The 21216-nt window shown below is 38.9% G+C and carries 16 protein-coding genes; 14 read left to right on the top strand and 2 right to left on the bottom strand.

The window, feature by feature from the left end; translation table 11 throughout:
• Nucleotides 1-9 precede the first annotated feature (9 nt).
• The 13 genes from PseudUWO311_RS24585 (at nucleotide 10) to PseudUWO311_RS09875 (ending at nucleotide 13188) form a co-directional block, all read left to right on the top strand.
• Nucleotides 10-159 (top strand): NAD-dependent epimerase/dehydratase family protein, encoded by a 150-nt coding sequence (locus PseudUWO311_RS24585; RefSeq protein ID WP_142655096.1) that lies wholly within the window; start codon nucleotides 10-12, stop codon nucleotides 157-159.
• Between the two features lie 142 nt (nucleotides 160-301).
• Nucleotides 302-436: a hypothetical protein gene (locus PseudUWO311_RS24850; protein WP_411729664.1), complete on the top strand. Its 135-nt coding sequence runs from the start codon at nucleotides 302-304 to the stop codon at nucleotides 434-436.
• 423 nt (nucleotides 437-859) lie between these two features.
• On the top strand, nucleotides 860-1672 hold the full coding sequence (locus PseudUWO311_RS09925; RefSeq protein ID WP_142655095.1) for a methyltransferase domain-containing protein: 813 nt from the start codon (nucleotides 860-862) through the stop codon (nucleotides 1670-1672).
• A gap of 29 nt (nucleotides 1673-1701) precedes the next feature.
• Entirely contained in the window at nucleotides 1702-2652 is a 951-nt protein-coding gene (locus PseudUWO311_RS09920) for a GDP-L-fucose synthase family protein (RefSeq protein WP_142655094.1), read from the top strand.
• Nucleotides 2649-3920, top strand: a complete 1272-nt coding sequence (locus PseudUWO311_RS09915; RefSeq protein ID WP_142655093.1) for a DegT/DnrJ/EryC1/StrS family aminotransferase — start codon at nucleotides 2649-2651, stop codon at nucleotides 3918-3920. Before PseudUWO311_RS09920 ends, PseudUWO311_RS09915 begins: the two co-directional genes overlap by 4 nt.
• Before the next feature lie 55 nt (nucleotides 3921-3975).
• Nucleotides 3976-4959 carry an alpha-1,2-fucosyltransferase gene (locus tag PseudUWO311_RS09910; RefSeq protein ID WP_142655092.1) on the top strand — a complete coding sequence of 328 codons (984 nt, stop codon included), beginning with the start codon at nucleotides 3976-3978 and terminating at the stop codon, nucleotides 4957-4959.
• A gap of 9 nt (nucleotides 4960-4968) precedes the next feature.
• A complete protein-coding gene (locus PseudUWO311_RS09905; RefSeq protein WP_142655091.1) occupies nucleotides 4969-6012 on the top strand; it encodes a glycosyltransferase family 2 protein in 1044 nt (347 codons plus the stop codon).
• Between the two features lie 122 nt (nucleotides 6013-6134).
• The gene (locus PseudUWO311_RS09900; protein WP_142655090.1) at nucleotides 6135-7220 is read left to right on the top strand and encodes a glycosyltransferase; all 1086 of its coding nucleotides are present in this window, start codon (nucleotides 6135-6137) and stop codon (nucleotides 7218-7220) included.
• Between the two features lie 147 nt (nucleotides 7221-7367).
• Nucleotides 7368-8690, top strand: a complete 1323-nt coding sequence (locus PseudUWO311_RS09895; RefSeq protein ID WP_142655089.1) for a glycosyltransferase family 4 protein — start codon at nucleotides 7368-7370, stop codon at nucleotides 8688-8690.
• A gap of 64 nt (nucleotides 8691-8754) precedes the next feature.
• Nucleotides 8755-9828, top strand: a complete 1074-nt coding sequence (locus PseudUWO311_RS09890; protein ID WP_142655088.1) for a class I SAM-dependent methyltransferase — start codon at nucleotides 8755-8757, stop codon at nucleotides 9826-9828.
• A 58-nt stretch (nucleotides 9829-9886) separates the two neighbouring features.
• Nucleotides 9887-10858 carry a GDP-mannose 4,6-dehydratase gene (locus tag PseudUWO311_RS09885; protein ID WP_142655155.1) on the top strand — a complete coding sequence of 324 codons (972 nt, stop codon included), beginning with the start codon at nucleotides 9887-9889 and terminating at the stop codon, nucleotides 10856-10858.
• 110 nt (nucleotides 10859-10968) lie between these two features.
• Nucleotides 10969-12081 carry a glycosyltransferase family 4 protein gene (locus PseudUWO311_RS09880; RefSeq protein WP_142655087.1) on the top strand — a complete coding sequence of 371 codons (1113 nt, stop codon included), beginning with the start codon at nucleotides 10969-10971 and terminating at the stop codon, nucleotides 12079-12081.
• A 186-nt stretch (nucleotides 12082-12267) separates the two neighbouring features.
• Complete coding sequence (locus PseudUWO311_RS09875; protein WP_190303457.1) at nucleotides 12268-13188, top strand: glycosyltransferase family 2 protein; 921 nt, start codon at nucleotides 12268-12270, stop codon at nucleotides 13186-13188.
• 29 nt (nucleotides 13189-13217) lie between these two features.
• Here PseudUWO311_RS09875 and uvrC read toward each other — a convergent pair whose 3' ends face one another.
• Complete coding sequence (uvrC, locus tag PseudUWO311_RS09870) at nucleotides 13218-15101, bottom strand: excinuclease ABC subunit UvrC (protein ID WP_142655085.1); 1884 nt, start codon at nucleotides 15099-15101, stop codon at nucleotides 13218-13220.
• Nucleotides 15102-15472: 371 nt separating this feature from the next.
• Complete coding sequence (gene aroC / locus PseudUWO311_RS09865) at nucleotides 15473-16555, bottom strand: chorismate synthase (protein WP_142655084.1); 1083 nt, start codon at nucleotides 16553-16555, stop codon at nucleotides 15473-15475.
• Nucleotides 16556-16816: 261 nt separating this feature from the next.
• Here aroC and PseudUWO311_RS09860 point away from each other — a divergent pair, with 261 nt between their 5' ends.
• Complete coding sequence (locus tag PseudUWO311_RS09860) at nucleotides 16817-21181, top strand: CHAT domain-containing protein (RefSeq protein WP_142655083.1); 4365 nt, start codon at nucleotides 16817-16819, stop codon at nucleotides 21179-21181.
• Nucleotides 21182-21216 lie beyond the last annotated feature (35 nt).

Here is a 21216-nt window from a genome sequence, read left to right as displayed (position 1 = left end):
TTTTAAACAATGACACTCATTTACAGCAATAATTCTATTCTTGTGACAGGAAATACGGGAATGGTTGGCTCAGCAATCGTTCGTCATTTTAAATTTCAACAATCACAACTGTTGCTAACACCCAGTCGAAAAGAACTGGATTTACAGCCTGATTTCTAGAGGAGCAGTGTAGTACGCTGCTCCTCTAGAAATCAGGCTGTGGGTAACACTTTATCCGTATCCCACCAACTCTCAACAGGCTGTATACGATCCCCAGCAAGTTAACGCATATTTTGAACAGCACCGCCCAGATTATGTGTTGATGATTGGAGCGAAAGTTGGCGGAATTATTGCTAATAAAACCGATCCAGTAGGATTTCTGAGTGAAAACACAAGAATGCAACTCAATCTTTTGAGGTTTGTCATAAGTATGAAACTAAAAAGGATCTGTTTCTAGTAAGTTCTTGCATTTATCCTCGTGAATACCATCAAACAATTAGGGAACTCCAAGGAAAAAACGATCCGTATAAAACCCCAAAATATTGCGACAGACTACGCCCGTCGCAATATTTTGGGGTTTTATCATTTAGTATGAGGCTCTTAGTCAAAAATATTTTCTGGCATAAGTATTAGAGCCAAAAAATTAAATCCTTACTTTAGCTAAAATTCTGTAGCTAAAATTGGCTAAGTATTACTATAACCAATACTGAGATTAACTGTCTTGTCCGATGTTATAATGAACGCAGTTTATCTCATTAATTACTTTTTTGAATTTGTGAGATCTTAAATAGAGTCACAATTGGAGGTTTTGTCTTCTCTCAAATACAAATAATTTGAAATCACTATAGATAGAAATTTAAGACAATCAAAGGAGTTGATAATGAACTATCTTAATAAATTCTTACAAAGAGTAACTCGTAAGATTAAAAGCGTGAAAGAAGAGCCTTCAAATTCTATTGAAAGTGTAGTGAATTTGGCTTCTAGTCCTATTGGTCAAGATGAATTTGAGTGGAATAGCTATAATTCTCATTACAGATCTGAATTGGATGAAATACAGAAAGTACACACTTTGAGGATTTCTTCAGAAGATTATAGTTTTATCAATAATTTTCTGGTTTCAAGTAAAGGTATTCTCCCCCTTCATCCGAACCATAGACTGCTTTACGAAACTATCCTCCAATTAAGTCCGAGGAGTGTGATTGAGATTGGCTGTGGTGGTGGTGATCATTTACATAATATGTCTATTTTATCTTCAACGATTGATTTGTATGGTTGTGACTTATCAGAAGCTCAAATTGATTATCTTAGAGAAAGAAATCCTAATTTGAGGGCTAGTATTCAGAGATTCGATATTACTTTGCCTTTTTCATCTCTACTTCCATTAGTAGATATTTCCTACACTCAGGCTGTGATTATGCATCTCAAAACAGTCAACAATCATTTAATAGCTCTCTCCAACTTATTTAAATTAGCCAAAAATCAGGTTATCCTAATGGAAAACTGGTCTAATCACAATTTCAAGAGTGATATTGAGTTTTTGTTCAATAATGGTATGTTGCCTTGGACAAATCTTTACTTTTACTTTCGTAGAGCTCCAGAGCTAAACAACCATCCACATATAATGATTGTCTCATGCTCTAAGCTAGACTATGAAGAACTGTTAGATTACAAACTGTTACTTCAAAATCTATAGGTTCTTTTTTTTAGTAAATACATACTGTAATGATTTTTGGTGAAGAGAGTTCCGTGCTTCTTACGGGTTCAACTGGGATGGTTGGAACAGCAGTCAAAAGACAATTGAATAATTGTTTAGATATCAAACTGTTGACACCTCCAAAACAAGAGCTTGATTTGTGCGATCGCCAGCAAGTTGACGCATATTTTGAACAGCACCGCCCAGATTATGTGTTGATGATTGGAGCGAAAGTTGGCGGAATTATTGCTAATAAGACCGATCCAGTAGGATTTCTGAGTGAAAACACAAGAATGCAACTCAATCTTTTTGAGGCATGTCATAAGTATGAAACTAAAAAAAATCTATTTCTAGGCAGTTCTTGCATTTATCCTCGTGACTGTCCTCAACCAATGAAAGAAGAGTATCTACTCAATGGGGCGTTAGAACCGACAAACGAAGGCTATGCTCTAGCTAAGATCATGGGATTAAAGCTTGCCAAGTATTACTACGAACAGCATGGAATGTTAACTGTCTGTCCTATGCCCTGTAATATTTATGGCACTAATGACCATTTTGATTTAGAGCGATCGCATGTTCTATCAGCATTAGTGCGACGCTTTGTTGATGCTACGGACGAAAATAGCCATTCAGTAACACTTTGGGGCACTGGTGTAGCTAAACGTGAATTTATCCATGTAGATGATGTGGCAAAGGCTTTGTTGTTTTTAATGGAAAAACATACCAGTCCTGATATTATCAATCTCGGTAATGGTAGAGATATATCGATTCGAGATCTTGCAATGCTCATATCGCAAAAAGTGAACTATCACGGTGAAATTTGCTGGGATACAACAAAGCCAGATGGAATGCCCCGTAAATGTCTTGATGTGTCAAATATGACGACGATGGGTTTTAAACCCAGTATTAGCTTGGAAGATGGAATCACCAGAACTATTTCTGAATATCGCCAATTAAAAAAAGAAGGCAAGATCCGATGACCCTAAATAATGAAAGTACTCGTAAATTAACTGGTGCGATCGAACTACTGCTTGAATCTTCTAGTCGGATTAATGAAGCAAAACCACGCCGATACTGGTATCCATTAAGCCTTGCAAGTTATGGAGTAGAAGAAATTGTCGAAGCACTTGATTCATTATGTAGTTTTCGCACAACAATGTGGGAAAAAACCCTGCAATTTGAGCGTCAGTTTGCTTCCTATCAAGATTGTAGCGATGGCGTGATGGTTAATAGTGGTTCGTCTGCCGATCTACTTCTATGTTTTCTCCTGACAAATCCCTATCATCCATTACTAAGCAATGGAGACGAAATTTTAATACCCGTCGTTACTTGGCCGACTCAGATTTGGTCGGCAATGATGGCAGGACTTAAAGTTCGCTTCGTTGATGTTGATCCAAAAACCTTAAATATTGATATTGACGATCTAGAAAAGAAAATAACTCCTGCGACTAAAGCAATTTTTCTAGTGCACTTGATGGGAAATCCCTGTGATATGGACAGAATTATGGCGATCGCCAAAGCCCATAATTTATTAATCATTGAAGACTGTTGTGAAGCCCTAGGCGCAGAATGGGATGGTATAAAAGTTGGTAATTTTGGTGTTGCTGCAAGCTATTCCTTCTTTTTCTCCCACCATATGACCACGATGGAAGGAGGTATGATTGCTTGCTCTAACCAAGAAGTAGCAGAACAACTTAAAATTTTAAGAGCTCATGGCTGGGTCAGAAATGTCGATCCCACAAACTATGACCTGAACAATTATGATATCGATAGCAGATATGCTTTTGTTAACTGGGGCTTTAATGTTCGACCAACCGATGTACAAGCAAGCTTTGGACTACACCAGTTACAAAAACTTCCCCAATTCAATCAACGCCGTATTGAACTAGCCAACAAATTTTTTAAATTCATTGATGCTGAATTATATCTATCTCGGCCCAAATCTAGCCCCAAAGCATCACCATCTTGGTTTGCTCTACCACTTTTAGTGTCCTTAGATGCACCATTTAGTCGCAAAGAAATCACTAATTATTTAGAACTAAAAGGTGTCGAGACTCGACCGATTGTTGCTGGCAATATTGCCAAACATCCAGTTGCCAAAATATTTGCTGAATTTAATGAAGATACATACGTGGGTGCTGACATTGTCCATCAGCAGGGTTTTTACTTAGGACTATCTCCTTTCCATTCTGATGAAGATATAGTAAAGCTAATTGACTGTATCCAAGGCTTTCTAAAGCGCTACTAACTATATATCCATCAAAACAATTGTAATCCTGCGTACTGAACTACAGAAATATACGATGATAATTGCCAGATTAATCGGTGGACTAGGGAACCAAATGTTTCAATATGCTACTGCTCGTAGACTAGCAGAAAAGCATTCAACTATTCTTAAGCTGGATATTAATAGCTTTGAAGAATATAAACTGCATAGGTATAGTTTACATTGTTTTCATATTTGGGAACACCTAGCTACTAAAAGTGAAATTGAGGAAATTCGGCACAATCCTCAATCTGAAGCTGCAAGTATTATCGATACATCTAACACTGAGACTGAAGTTCTTCGCAACGATTCTCGCAATTTATTGAGTCGATTAAAACGAAAATTCATCCCCCAACCTGAACTTAAGATTCAGAACTATACCCCGCCATTAGAATTTGAAGTTGAGCAATGTAGTGCTCAACTAGTTGAAAAACACTTTCATTTTGATCCAGAGATTTTAGAAGCCCAAAACAATATTATTCTTGATGGTTACTGGCAATCAGAAAAATATTTTTTGGACATTAAAGAAATCTTGCAACGTGAATTTACGATCAAATATGCTCAAGATTTGCAGAGTCGAAAATTTGCCGATTTTATTCAAGATACAAATTCAGTATCTCTTCACGTACGTCGTACCGACTATGTACAGAATGCTTTAACTAATAAAATTCATGGAACTTGCGATCAGAGTTATTATGAGCGCTGTGTTAGGTATATTGCAGAACAAGTTGTAAATCCTCACTTCTTTGTATTTTCTGATGAACCTCAATGGGCAAAAGAAAATTTACAACTAGGGTTTCCTCTGACAATAGTTGACTGTAATGATGCATCCCGTAACTATGAGGACTTGCGATTGATGAGTATGTGCAAACATAATATAATTGCCAATAGCTCATTTAGTTGGTGGGGTGCATGGCTAAACCCTAATTCCAGTAAGTTAATATTAGCCCCCAATAAGTGGTTCAACGATAAAACTCGTAACACTGAAGACTTAATTCCTGAGCGATGGATCAAGTTGTAACATTAAGCCATGCCAAAAGTTACTGTATTAATGCCGGTTTATAACGCTGCGGACTATATTAAAGAATCTATTGATAGCATTTTAAACCAGACTTTTGATGATTTTGAATTCTTAATTTTTAATGATGGCTCAACTGATAATAGTGGTCATATAGTTCGGTCCTATGACGATGAAAGAATTCGATTTTATGATAGCAACCAAAACAAAGGTTATGTTTATCATCTCAATCATGGAATTGAAATAGCTAAAGGTGAATATATTGCTCGTATGGATGCCGACGATATTTCACTACCTAAGCGGTTTGAAAAACAAGTTTCATTCATGGACATAAATCCTAATGTAGGAGTTTGCGGTACTTGGTTTAAGATAATTGGCAGTGGCGATGAAATTAGACATCCGTTAGATAATAATAGTATTCGTTTATCTTTGCTTAATCATTGCGCAATAGGTCATCCTACAGTTATGTTGAGAGCATGTCTTTTAAAAGAATCTGGGTTACGTTATGAACCATCATTTGTCCCAGCCGAAGATTATTTTTTTTGGGTTGCTATGTCTAAGTACTGTGAGCTTGCTAATTTGCCTGAATTCTTGCTTGAATATCGGATACACCAAAACCAAATCAGTAATTATCGCAGAAAAGAACAAGTAGAAAAATCTCAACAATTGCGAAGACATCAAATTGAGGAAATGTTAACTAGAGCTTTTACTGATATCGAATTAAACTACTATTCTTTATTATTCGATGAGACAGTGGATACTACTTATATAAATGTAGAGAATATTTTAATGTTCATATATTTATTAAGAGATTCCAATCAAAAGAGGTGTATATATGAAGCTAATGGTTTTGATAAATGGCTATCAGATGCACTAATCCGTATATTGAATGGGAGAGAATCTAAATTGCTAAATCAGTTACAATCTGATCTACAGCAATCTGAGACTAAATTACTACAAGCACAGGAATTGATTTCTGCAATAAAGAGCAGTAAGTTCTGGAGGTTGAGACAAATCTGGTTAATTATCAAAAGTTTTTTTAGGATTCATCAATAGTTTGAAGTTTGACATAATAAAAATGTAGTATTAAGTTAGAATGAATCCTTAATTCTATCTGTAAAGTCGATTTTGCCTAGAATCTTTATATTTGTAAATAGCGTAAATTACTGAAAGATAAAATGAAAATCGTTGCAATTACTGCTTATAACAGACCAACACTGTTATATACATGCTTGAAAAAGCTCTCTAATATCTGTAACATAAAAAACTGGCAAATCTACATTTCGATTGATCCTAGTAGTTTGACTAGTGAGATTGTTTCAGTTATCGAGTCTTTCTCAAAAAGTAATCTTAAAATAAATTTCGTCATTAACGACTCAAAAATGGGAGTAAGACGAAATCCTTACAAGCTACTTCAGTGGTGTTTTGGAGATGAAGCTGAGCTAGTACTATATCTAGAAGATGACGTAGTTGTAAGTAGCGATTGTCTTCAAGTGGCTGAAGCCATTAGTCATACACCTAACTTTTCAGATTATTATTTATGTGCCAACTTATTAACGACAACTTGTAGTTCTCAGTCTATACTTAGCTTACCTCCTGAAGTTCATACTGCTTTTAAAGCAGTCTTTTTAGAGAACAAATTTTTTTCTAGCTTAGGCATTATTCTAAACAGACATCAGTTTATCAAATATTTTGAACCTAACTGGTTTAATTACCCACTAAAGTTGAGAAGTTTTCGAGGTGCAGAGACGGATGGATGGGATATAGCAATTAATGATTATTTGTTGTCCACTAATGATCTTTTTGTTATTCAAAGTATGATTCCAAGAATATCTCACCAAGGAACTCACGGAACTCATGCAGACTACAATTTCCATAAGTCTGCATATTCCCACATTAGGGTGTACGAGCCAACGCCTTCTTCTTTTGAAGAAAACGACGAAAAATTTGCTATTGAAGTCATTAGAAGAGAAGATACAACAACTTTCTCGGAAAAGTACAATTATCCATACATTAAATCATACGTCAACATAATTCATGAAATTACAGACTTGCAAATTTCTAACATCAATATTGAGAAGAAATTAAATGAAAAAATAATAACAATGAGGGATTCTATTGTTGAAAGTAATGCTACACAATTTGCATTACTTCAAAAGCAATTGATAGAAATGGAATTGAGGCTTAATAAGAAATCTATTCAGATTGCTGAGAAACTATCATTTTTTATTAATAGATTGATTGGAAGGAACCAATTATCCTAAAATCAAGGTGATTAATCAGATTATTCTCCCCCATAATCTTTACAATTAAAATTTATTAGTTATAAAGATTTGAGCTCATACCATTCATAAATTAATTACTAGTATTTAGAGTAATATAGCAATATAAATATACATTTAGTAATACCAATGAGAATTTTCATAGACTGCACTCATACAGCAACATACACCTACAAGAACACAGGTATTCATCGCGTTGTTCGTCAAATCACCTCAGAGTTACTACACATATCTTCTATCAGCTCTAATTTAGAGGTAATACCAGTTAAATTTGATGGTGATTTCATTACTAAAGTTTTTTCACTCGATGAACCAGAATTAAATCATACATCTCAAGATACAAAAGATTTTTTTAAAACAAAAATAGTAAAAAAATTACTTTCGTATTTCCATAGATTAAAGAATAAGGTTAAAAAGGTATTGCCTGATTATGTTGTTTTAACTTACAAGAATGATCGGCAGTCAAAATTAAGGCAACAATATAAATTTGCAGGTGTTCAGTTCTCATCTTCAGATATTTACCTAATTGTGGATGCTAATTGGGATTTACCAAGATCGTACTATCATTTCCTTCAACATCTAAAAAGCTGCAATGTTTCAATCACGTCAATATGTTATGACTTGATTCCAATAAAATTCCCAGAATTTTGCCCTAAAGATTTCGTGAAGGCTTTCAAAGATTTTTACTGTCTATATTCTGATTGTTTTGATCAGGTAATCTGCATATCTAACAAAAGTGCAGATGACTACATTCAAGCTAAACAGGATGGTGTATTACCAAATATCAATAAGAATCAAATTGTGAGTAGTTTTCGTCTTGGCTCCGACTATTCTGGGAATCGCCAAGCGGAAAATACCGCCCAAAATAACATTGCTAATTCTATTCTCGAATCATTAAATGGAAAAAAATATATTTTGGTGGTTGGTAGTTTAGTTCCCCATAAAAATATAAAGACTATTATTAACGCCTTTGATTTGTTGATTGAGAGCAATGACGATATTAACTTAGTATTTGCTGGTAATCGCGGTTGGCATAGTGATACTGATATTTTAATTGAAAAAAACAAGCGGTATGGTCGAAACATATATATTTTCGATTCAGTAACAGATGTTGATCTTGATGATCTCTATACAAATTGTTATTGTTTGGTACAAGCATCATTCTATGAAGGATTTGGATTACCTGTGGTGGAGGCACTCCAACACGGAAAACCTGTAATTTCTAGTAATGGTGGGTCTTTACCTGAAGTAGGTGGTGATTTTTGTATATACTTCGATCCCAATGAACCAAAGCAACTTTATCAATTTTTAGAACAAATGGTAAACTCAGATGAATTCTACAGTCATTTGGTAAAACGCATCAGAATGGATTACAGTGATTTTTCTTGGAAGGACTCAGCTAAACAACTGCTTGCATTATTGTCTGATTATAAAAATGTTAGGATCGAATAAAACCTTATTTGCATTTACACATTTGAGACAGCTACATAAATATTAAGAATTATTATAAAAGCACATGAAAAATCTAAATCTTACTCTTATCAAGAAACTTGTCAAGGCTCCAGTTAAAAAACTCGTAAAAGCTGTTAAGCGATTGTCTGGAAAGTCGCCTACAGAATTAGAAAGGATATTAGAAAGATTAAATATTAGTACCTCAATATTAGTTGACAAACAGAGCAAAGTAGAGAATCATGCAACTACAATTGACTCCAATGTCAAAAACTTAGGCTATGAATATGCTAAAAGCCTGCTTAAAGATCTAAAAGTCCCAGGAAACTTACTTCCTTCAAAAATTGGCTTACTCTCCAAAGCTTGTCAGCAAGAAGATATTGAATCAGAATGGTTCGCCTATTGGTGTCAACAGATGAAAGTTCCTGTTGCATATCATCGCAAGATGTGGGAATTTTGTTACATTCTTCAAGTACTTTATGATTACGATCTGCTTAAGCCTAGATTTAAAGGTTTGGGTTTCGGCTGTGGAGAAGAACCTCTTCCTAGTTTACTTGCAGCTTATGATATTGAGATTACGGCTACAGACTTAGATCCTCAAGAATCTGCATCAAAAGGTTGGCTAGAGACTAACCAAAGCATGGCTTCTGTGGACAAAATATGGATTTCTCATTTGTGTTCACAAGAATTATTTGCAAAGAATGTCAACCTAAAATATGTTGACATGAATAACATTCCTCCTGATTTAGCAAATAAGTATGACTTTTGTTGGTCTGCTTGTGCTTTGGAACACCTTGGGAGTATTAAAAAAGGTCTGCAATTTATTGAGAAATCGCTTGATACACTTGTTCCTGGCGGGGTATGCATACACACTACAGAACTAAATTATCTACAAGAAGAAAAGACTATTGATAATGAGGGTACAGTTCTTTTTAGAAAGCGAGATTTTATGGAGCTAGCTCAAAGGCTAATTGACCAAGGTCATCAAGTTGCACCCTTAAATTTTGATATTGGCTCTGGCTTCTTAGATAAGTTTATTGATATTCCGCCATATCAATCCCCTCTAGATGCTCATCTCAAGTTATTGGTTGGTGGTTTTGCGACAACATCTTTTGGCATAATTGTAAAAAAACACTCTTAGAAATAAGACTATTCTTCTTATGTCTTAATTTTTGATGAGCATTGATCTACATGACTATATGACAAAAAAAGCACTTATAACTGGATTAACTGGACAAGATGGTTCGTATCTTGCTGAATTGTTAGTAGATCAAGGCTATCAAGTCTATGGTCTAGTCCGCCGTTCTAGTACTAGCAATCTTGTTCGTGTTAGCCATTTTACTGATGAGATTAATATCATTTCAGGTGATTTATTAGATCAATCTTCTCTAATGGATGCGATCGCTCTTTCCCAGCCTGACGAAATATATAACCTTGCATCTCAAAGCTATGTGCCATTGTCATGGACACAACCATCTCTAACTGCTGAATATACCGCCATTGGTGTATCGCGTTTATTAGAGTCTATTCGACGGATAAAACCTGATGCTAAGTTTTATCAAGCATCAAGTAGTGAAGTATTTGGACAACCAGACGAATCACCTCAAACAGAGAAAACTGCTTTTCGTCCTCGCAATCCATATGGTACGGCAAAAGCCTATGCCCATTGGCTCACAGCAAATTATCGCCAGTATTATAATCTTTATGCCTGTTGTGGGATTACCTACACCCATGAGTCTCCACGCCGAGGCACAGAATTTGTTTTTCGGAAGATTACCCGTGGAGTCGCTATGATTAAACTAGGTTTGGCTGATGAGTTAAAACTGGGTAATCTTGATGCTCATCGTGATTGGTGTCACGCTAAAGATGCAGTGTATGCAATGTGGTTAATAATGCAGCAAGAAAATCCTGATGATTATATTATAGGTAGTGGAGAAACTCATTCTGTCAGGGAGTTAGTAGACTGTGCCTTCAAATGTGTGAGCTTAAATTACCAAGATTATGTATCAGTCGATCCCAACTTTTATCGACCTGATGAGTCGGTTCAGCTAGTTGGAAGTATTAATAAAATTCAAACTCAGACTAGTTGGAGTCCGCAATATTCTTTTAACAATTTAGTGGAAGTTATGGTGGCACATGATCTCAAAGAGCTTATGGACAATCAACTTTAGCGTTCTCCACATCTACTTTATGCTGAGAATCAACTTATTTGACTTAATTTAATGCAAGCTTTTTATTTGCAATTAATCCAGACCATAATAGATTATAGCAATATTACCTAATGAATGATGCCGAACAAACTCTCAATAACAAGTTAATAGTTAATCTTTCACATCTTTTACTTAAATCAACAGGTATAAGTAATTACACTAAAAATCTTTTTCCTCAATTAAAAACTCTTGAGCCTACACTATTGAGTTCTGAAATTTATCCTGAATTTGATTGTTATCATATTCCAAATAATTTATCTCCAGCCCAGGGGACAAAAGGACATTTTAACCGCATAGTCTGGACACAATTTCAACTTCCAAAAATTTATAAAAAGCTAAAAGCTAAAATTCTATTTTCACCAATTCCAGAAGCTCCTATATGGACAGAGTGTCGTAATTTAGTAGTAGTTCACGATTTTATTCCTTTGCGATTCCCTAAACAGTTTTCTCCACTCACTTATTACCATCGGTACTACGTTCCACAAGTTTTAAATCAATCCGAACATATTATCTGCAACTCTCAATCTACGGCTAAAGACATATCTAGCTTTTGTAATATCCCAACTAATAAGATTACGCCCATTCTTTTAGCTTATGATTCTAATCATTTTTACTCAGTCATAGAAGAGAAGTCAAATCCTTTCTCACCATATCCATACTTTCTATACATTGGCAGACATGATCCTCATAAAAATGTTAGCCGTGTAATTTCAGCTTTTGCAAAATTGAAATCTCATCATGAATACCAACTGTTATTAGCAGGTTCGTCAGACGATCGCTATACGCCAGAACTAAAGAAACAAGTCCAGGAATTAGGTGTCACCCATCAAGTAAAATTTCTGGAATATGTACCTTATGATGATTTACCGAAAATAATTAGTGGGGCGATCGCATTAGTATTTCCATCACTATGGGAAGGTTTTGGATTGCCTGTACTTGAAGCTATGGCTTGCGGTACTCCAGTAATTACATCTAATCTATCATCTTTACCTGAAGTAGCTGGAGATGCGGCGATTTTAATTGATCCTTATAAGGTAGAAGAAATTACCGACGCAATGCAGGCAATATCTAATGATTCAGGATTGCGATCAAAACTTTCGCTATTAGGACTAGCTAGGGCTAGTCAATTTAGCTGGGAGAAGACTGGAAAGGCAACTGTAGAAGTTTTAAAACAATTTATGTAATGCCATTTTATCTACGGAGTTAAGATCATAACCTCTAATATTGTTCCTGAAAGTATTGCTTCGCAATACTTTCAGGAACAATATTAGGGATAGTCTAATATCAAACCAATGTAGACTTATAGAAAGCATAAAGACACTTAAATTTATAATTTTTGCGATCGCAATAGGAGAAACGTCGTGTCGGAAATGTTGTGGTCAGTGGTTGTACCAACTTATAACCGTCTGCCAATTTTGCGGAAATGCCTTGCAGCATTGGAAAAGCAGACCATAACCCAGCCTTACGAAATTCTGGTAATAGATGATGGCTCATCCGATGGCACGGTTGAGTTTTTGACAGCAAATAAAGATTGCTATCCGCACCTGAGACTGTTAACGCAAGACCATGCCGCTGCTGCGACAGCACGTAACTATGGCATTGATGCTGCACTTGGTAAATATATTGCCTTCGTCGATAGCGATATTACGGTTAATCCTGAATATCTTCAAGCTCATACTGAAACCCTTGCCCAAGGGGAAAAAGTTTATAGCTATGGACGGATTATAGACACTAGTAATCTTGACGCTCCTGACTCAGAGTCGGTCTCAGCAGTACCGTATTTTACCGCTGCTATTTTTGATACTTGTAATTTAGCGATCGCCCGTAAATGGTTATTGGAAGCAGGAAAATTTGATACTGGGTTCTTCCAATATGGTTGGGAAGATTTTGAGCTGGGAATGCGGGTTAAAAAATTGGGCTTAAAACGTTTGACCTGTGCGGGGGCGATCGCTTTCCATTATCACGCTAAATTTTCCATTGATAAAATGCCACGACTGCTTGATTTAGAGGAACAACGTGGTCGAATGAGCATTATTTTTTATCAAAAACATCCAACATGGGAAGTCAAGTTAATGATTCAGAAAACTTGGCTCCATCTCGCGCTGTGGGGGATTCTCACCTTTGGGGGTACGCTTAATGATCGCACGCTCAAGCCTCTATTGAAATGGCTATGCGATCAAGGTAAATCAGAAATTGCGATGGAGATTTTTCGGGTTTATATGAACTGGTACACTGTAATATGGATGTATCGCAATTGGGAGAAAGAACGTAAGTTGCTCTTTAATAAGTGAGAATGAGCAATGCTTTAGACCGCCTATTCTCAGTCATTTGTTGAATGGAAATGGTTATAAATATGCTGAGCTAGCTTATTGCCAATACCATCAGTTTCGGCGATCTGTTCTACAGTTGCTTGGCGGATATAATCAACGGAATGGAACTTTTCCAGCAGCACCTTTTGCCGATGATGACCTAAGCCAGTGATTTGATCGAGGTGCGATCGCTGCATTCTTTGGCTACGTTTTTTGCGGTGAAAGGTAATGGCAAAACGGTGTGCCTCGTCGCGCAAACGGCGCAACACCTGTACGCCTGCTCGTTCTGGATCGCCACCAATTAACGGTTCAGACTGTTCTGGCAAAAAGATTTCCTCGCGCTTTTTCGCAAGGCTAATCACCGTAAGGCGATCTCGTAAACCCAACTTATCAATAATTTTCATCACTGATGAAAGTTGACCTTTCCCTCCATCGATCATGACTAAGTCGGGGAAATCATTTTGGTGATTGGTGTTTGTTGATTGGGAGTCATTGAAATTGGTGTGATTTCTGAATCTTCTGGCAATGACTTCCGCGAGGCTGGCAAAGTCATCGGAATGCCCAGTCTGAATGTCTGGATTACGGATTTTGTAATGGCGATAATGTTGTTTCGCTGGAATACCATCGATAAAGACTACTTGACTTGCCACGGCATCGGAGCCTTGAATGTGGGAAATGTCATAACCTTCGATGCGATGCGGCAAGCTATCAAGACTGAGAATTTCTGCTAAGTCTTCTAACCCTTGCAAATTGCGATCGCTTTGTTTTTGAATCCGCGCTAACTCATACTGAGCATTGCGCTCTACCATTTCGATTAGTTCGGCTTTGAGTTGTCTCTGCGGTGTCGCGATCGCAACTTTGCGCCCTTTGCGATCGCTTAACCATGCTTGCAAAATCTCCACTTCAGGGAGTTCTAATTGGGTATGGACTTCATTGGGGATTTCGACAGAATCGCAGTTTTGATAATGGGCTTCTAAAGTGCGTTGCAAAATAGCCTCTGGTACATCACTTTGACTATCGGCAACAAAAGCTAATCGCCCAACCAGTCGCCCTGCGCGAATCTGGAATAGCTGAATGCAAGTATGTTGCTCATCCTGTGCCATAGCGATCGCATCGCGAGAAACTGTATCATCAGGGAGAGATACCTTTTGATTGGCTCCCAGATTTTGCAAAACTTGAATGCGATCGCGCAAATCCGCAGCTTTTTCAAATTCCAAAGCCTCAGCCGCAGATTCCATTTTCTCGGTAAAAGTCTCGATCAATTCGCTGGATCTACCTTGAAAAATCATGGCAACTCGCACCATGATTTTGTGATATTCTTCGGGCGAAATTAGCTCCTGACATACTCCTGGACATAAGCCCATGTCATAGTTAAGACAGGGGCGATCCTTAAACATTGGTATTGGTCTTTGACGGAGTGGGAAAGCGCGTTTGATAATTCCTAATGTTCGTTTGAGATTGAAGACATCAACATATGGCCCATAATATTTATCCTTAGTCCCGCCCATCTTCCGTTTGCGGGTAATAAAAATGCGCGGATAGTCCTCTGACCAAGTAATACAGACGTATGGATATTTTTTGTCGTCTTTGAGAAGGACGTTGTAATAGGGTTGATATTGCTTAATCAGATTCGCTTCAAGGGCGAGGGCTTCGGCTTCGGAGTCTGTGACTATAAACTCGATTTCATGGACTAGCTGCACCATCATCGCAATACGTGGTGACAAATCTTGGCTACTGCGAAAGTACGATCGCACGCGATTGCGTAGCGCCTTAGATTTACCGATGTAGATCACGCCATCATGGCGATCGCGCATAAAATAAACCCCTGCTTCCAGAGGTATTTCTTTTAAACGCGCCTGTAATTTTTCAGAATCTTGCAGTAATGGCTCAGTCATAATCCAATTATATCCAAAGGCTGTCTCAAACCAGCCGCGCAGAAGCCCTGCACTCAAGTGCGGGCTAAGAGCTAAAACCCGTTAAAACGGGTTGAATTTCTTCAGTCGGTTGAAACCGACTTGAGCTTTTAGCCACGAACTTTAGTTCTTGGCTTATTTAAATAGGGCTTCCTGAAAAAGTACAAAAGCTTGCTAAATAAGGACTTTAAGCTTTTTTTGCCATGACAAGTGCAAGGTTATAGCGCCTAGAGGCTCAAAACCCTTGCACTTCTGTGGAAAATCGCTGGGTAAATTTTGGAAATATGCGACAGAATACTATTTTAAAAGCTGTATTGCCTTTAAATTTGCTCTGTAGACTTTTTCAGCAAGCCCTAAATACTTACTGTTTTTTGGCTGAGGTAGCGATCGCATAGCACCAAAGCCACCATAGCTTCTACCATCGGCACGGCGCGAGGTAATACACAAGGGTCATGGCGACCTCGACCTGTGAGGGTAGTATCTTCACCTGAGACTGTTACTGTCTTCTGCTCTAGCAATATTGTCGCAGTTGGCTTAAAGGCAACCCGTAAAATAATATTTTCACCATTGGAAATGCCTCCCTGAATGCCGCCTGAGTTATTCGTCCTTGTGCGGATGCGATCGCCTTCCATATAGAATTCATCGTTATGCTCGCGACCAGTCAAATGCACGCCATCAAATCCTGAGCCAATTTCAAAACCCTTACTAGCTGGCAAAGACATGACTGCCTTAGCTAGATCCGCTTCCAATTTGTCGAATACAGGATCGCCCAAACCGACAGGCACATTTCTCGCCACACATTCGATGATGCCGCCGACGGAGTTGCCATCACGACGAATTTTGTCGATGAAGTCGATCATTTTTTCCGCCATCTCAGGATCGGGACAGCGCAAAATATTACTTTCCACTTGCTCCATTGTGACTGTATTCGGATCGATGGTAGATGCAACCATGTCTTTGACCTGTCTGACATAGGCAATAATTTCTACACCTGCGGCTTGTTTGAGGATTTTTTTAGCGATCGCACCTGCGGCTACTCGACCAATTGTTTCCCTTGCGGAAGATCTGCCGCCGCCTTGCCAATTGCGAATGCCATATTTTGCTTGATAGGTAGCATCAGCATGGGATGGGCGGAATTTTTCAGCCATTTCGGAATAGTCTTGGCTACGAGCATCTTTGTTCTGCACCAAAATCATGATCGGTGTGCCGAGGGTTTTGCCAGCAAACACGCCTGACAAGATCTGGGCGCGATCGTCTTCGCGGCGTGGGGTGACGATTTTGCTTTGTCCTGGTTTACGGCGATCGAGGTCAGTTTGAATATCGGCTTCGCTCAGTTCTAGCTGCGGTGGGCATCCATCGATGATCGCCCCCACGCCGCCGCCGTGTGATTCCCCAAATGTCGTGACGCGAAATAAATGTCCGAATGTACTACCCATGTTTAAATTTTGAATCCTAAAAAACACTAAAAAATGAATGATGACCTAAGTTTGACCATTACCTAATTTTAACGTCTGTTCGACGAAGCAGAAAACAGATGACTCTGATCGATTCATACCATCGCTCATTTTTTTGCTTAACAAATAGTATAAATTGCTGAATAAAAATCATTTACTGTTTTAGGACTTCGTGATAGCTTAGAGGCAGAATCTACATTTTTGCTGATAGTAGTTATTAATTTTTCTCTGGTGTGAATTTAAATGAGAAATAGATTGTGCCTACTTTTGTCAGCGATCGCATTTTTAAGCAGCGCCCAATCAACGCGAGCCCAGATCGCCACTGACGGCACTACGGCTACGCAAGTAAATGGCAATACGATCGCCCCGACAGGAGCAGGCACTGTCAATGGCAATAATCTTTATCACAGCTTTAGTGAATTCAACGTACCGCAGTCGGGCGTAATCTTTAATACTGGTAACTCTGCGGTCAATGGCACTGATGTTCGTAACATTATCAATCGGGTTACAGGCGATAATCCCTCTGCAATTTTAGGCACGCTTGAGAGCCGTCAAGCTTTTCCTAATGCTAACCTTTACCTAATGAATCCCAATGGGATTGTATTTGGACAAAATGCCCGTTTAGATATTGGTGGCTCCTTTCATGCGACTACAGGCAATGGTTTGGGCTTTGATAGCGGCACTTTTAATGTTGACAGAAATTCCCTCAGCTTTCCCAATGGCGATCCGAAAACGATTCGATTTGCGATCGCTCAACCTGCTGGCATTATCAATCAAGGAAATTTAACGGTAGATGCTGGTAAATCGATTACTTTTACTGGCGGAAGTATTATCAATACGGGGACATTGACGGCTCCTAGTGGTAATGTTGCTTTGACTTCTGTGGCAGGAAATAGTCTGGTTGAGTTGCGATCGCCTGATGCGGTTTTAGGTTTGCAGGTGACAAATAATGCGATTCCTGCTAACTGGAATGGCAAAATTACAGAGTTACCCAAATTAGCGGAGCTACTTACTGGCAAAGTGCCTGAAGCAAATCAAGTCGTGGTCAAAGCTGATGGTTCGCTGGCGCTAGTATCAACTCCAGCAGCTACCGATATTGCGGTGACCAATGGGATGACAATTGTATCGGGAAAGGTTGATGTCTCAGATTTATCTGGTAAGGGAGGAAATGTTGGAATCTTTGGTGAAAAAGTAGGATTGATGAATGCTCAGATTGATGCATCGGGAGCGCTTGGTGGTGGGACAGTTTTAATTGGTGGCAATCTTCAAGGTAATGGCATTACGCCAAATGCATTCAGAACTTTTGTAGATCGCAATTCTAAAATTGATGTGAGTGCGCTCTTAAATGGAAATGGTGGCACTGCGATCGTCTGGGCTGATCAAACTACAAGATTTCTAGGTTCAATTCTTGCAAAGGGTGGAACTCAGACAGGTGATGGCGGCTTTGTGGAAGTCTCTGGGAAACAGAACCTTGATTATCGCGGTAACGTGAACACCTTTGCTTCCAATGGAAAAACAGGCACACTACTACTTGATCCAACAGATATTACTGTATTTCTTTTTCTGACCTTCCCTCTCCCTACATTTAATGCATTGACTGAGGTAGATCAATTTAACGATCCAGATACTGGAGCTAATACGTTAAATGTAGCTTTGATCAACGGTGCAACATCGAATGTCATATTACAAGCAACTAATGACATCAACTTTACTACCCCAGTAGTCATGACTGTGGCTGGTATAGGATTAACGGCTCAGGCAGGAAGAGATATCAATGTCAACAGTAATATCTCCACAAATGCTGGGGCAATTAACTTTACCGCAGGTCGAGATATTATCGGAGCAGGAGCGCTAAAAACATCTCCTGCTATTGGTAGTGCTGCTGACGTAAACCTTACGGCAGGTCGAGATGTCAGGTTAAATAGCATTGATACAATTTCCAATATCGTTACTGTGCCTCCTGCCAATGGTGGCAATGTCACTATCCGAGCAGGGGGAAATATTCAAACTACGGGAACCTTTACTTCACTATTTGGTATTACTTACAGCATTTCTTCCAATGCTTCTCCAGTTGGCAATGCAGGTAATATTTCTTTAATAAGTACTAACGGTGCGGTCAATGTTAGCTCTGGGCGCGTCCATGCAGTTGCCACAATCGGAAATAGTGGCAACATTACATTTCAAGCGGCAGGAAATATTAGGACTGGGGTTGGGGCAGCTCCTATTGCAGCTGTTGGAGCTTTTATTGCTTTTGGTGGTAATGGTATTCCTGGCACAATTTCGTTTACTAGTTTAGGTGGCTCAATTGATACTAGTTTGGGAGATATAGATGCTGGAAATTCAAATATTGGTAATGCTGGCAATGTTTTCTTTCAATCTGCCAGTAATATTGTTACGTCTAATGTAACCGCTGGAACATCTGATGCTAATGGCAACGGCGGAAGAATTAGTCTCATCAGTCAATTTGGTTCTATTAACACCACATTAGGACAACTCAATGTGGGAGCTTTAGGCAATGGTGGAAGCATTTCCCTTCAGGCGTTAGGAAATGTCACAACCAGTAATCTTGCAGCAAGTAGTCTTTTTCTTGGTAACGCAGGATCTATCTCTATAACTAGCACTAGTGGAGCGATTAACACGACCTTCGGTACTGTTAGGGCAAGGATCAATGGAGGGAATGGAAATGGAGGAATTATTAATTTTCAATCATTTGGTGACATCACTACAGGTCAGATTTTGGCGACAGGCACATTAGGCGGCGGTACTATCAACCTGACTAGTACGGGTGGTGCGATTAATATAACTACAGGAGATATTAATGCTAGTTCTATCAGTGGCAATGGTGGCAATATCAATTTCAAAGCCCGTAACAGTATTACAACCAATAATCTGAATACCAGTAGCGATCTTGGTGTTGGCGGCAATATTAGCCTCGATCCAATCGGTGACATTGTTCTGACCTCTGCAAATACATCGGGATCGATTCAGGGTGGTAATTTCTTCGCATCCTCAACAGGCGGCAATATCAGAGTCACTGGCTTCGTGTCTAGTGTATTTGCCGCTTGTGCAGGATCGAGTATTTGTTCTGCTAGCAATAGCGGTGGCATTGGCGGTCAGATATTTCTCAGTCATGGTGGACTTACTCCATTTGTGATTGGTAATTCTAGTACAAATGGAACCGTAGGCATTGTCACTACTGGGTCTTCTACCTTATCTCTGGGCAGTATTATTCCCGTCGGCACAGGTATTTTTACTCAAGGTAATATTATTGTCGCTCCATCAGGCAACACTATTTTCACGCCGCCAAAGAAGATAGTTGAGGTCAATCCCAGTCCTCCTGAGACAAAGATTCTGATCCAAATCAGGGATGTCATGAAAAAAGAGGTCGATCGCTTCTTAAAAGAAGAAAAGTTGGACAAGGCTTTTGAGTCAATCGAAAAAGCCTATATCTCTGAGTTAGGGGTTTTCTTGGGGGAACCGCTCAATCTACCAACTTTAAGCATAAATCAAGCCCAAGATATATTAAGCGATGTCTCAAAGCGATCAGGAAGTCCTTCTGTGTTGATCTATCCGATCATGCTGAACGATCGCATTGAAATTTTAGTGATCCCGCCCAAAGAACTTGGCAAACCATTCCATCGCTATACCAACTATGCTAGCGAAGAAGAAATCATTACAGTTTTGACGGATTATCGAGCCAGCCTCCGCGATACAAGTTCACTGGATTATTTAGAGCAAGCGCGAAAGCTTTATGACTGGGTGATGCGTCCGATTGATACTCAACTGCAAACCCTAAAGATTGAAACAGTTGTATTCGTGATGGACTCTGGCTTACGCGTGATCCCTCCTGCTTCCCTTCATGATGGCAAACAGTTCTTAGTCGAGCGCTATGCTTCGGCAAATATTCCCTCATTACGGGTGACCAGACTAGAAGAGCGCGATCGCAAAAATACGCGGGTTTTAGCAATGGGGCTAACCGAGGCAAGGGAAGGTTTGAGTGCATTGCCAGCCGTAGAAGTGGAAATTAGAACAATTGCTAATCAGGTGCTAGCAGGGACTACGTTTTTAGATCGAGACTTTACAGTCAATAATCTGCAAGCGCAACGCGGTAAGGCGAAATATGGAATACTCCATTTAGGAACTCACGGAAAATTCTTGCAAGATCGATCTAATGAGTCGTTTATTCAGTTTTGGGATAGTCGGCTGCGATCAAATCAGATTCCGAGTCTGAGATTTGATCAACCTGTGATCGACATGCTCACCTTAAGTGCTTGTGAAACGGCTGTAGGAAACAATCTTGGTATTAGCGGCTTGGCGGTTGAGTCAGGGGCAAGAAGTATTCTTGCATCTCTTTGGACAGTGTCAGACTCGGGGACAGCACCTTTGATGATTAGTTTTTACAAGGCTTTTCCTGATGCGCTTAGTAAGGCGACAGCTTTAAGAAAAGCACAGCTTGATTTGATAAATGGGAAAGTCAAGATTGTGAATAATCAAATTGTCGGAGTTGAAGGTTTAGCGGCGATCGCTTTGCCAAAGGGAACTGGAAATGTCGATATCAGTCATCCTTTCTTTTGGTCATCTTTTATTTTGGTGGGTAATTGGCTATAAGTTATGTCGCTTTGCGCTCAAACCCGAACAAAGTT

The sequence above is a fragment of the Pseudanabaena sp. UWO311 genome (genome assembly GCF_006937785.1).
GTDB lineage: Bacteria > Cyanobacteriota > Cyanobacteriia > Pseudanabaenales > Pseudanabaenaceae > Pseudanabaena.
This window is presented reverse-complemented; position numbering and strand designations above follow the sequence as displayed.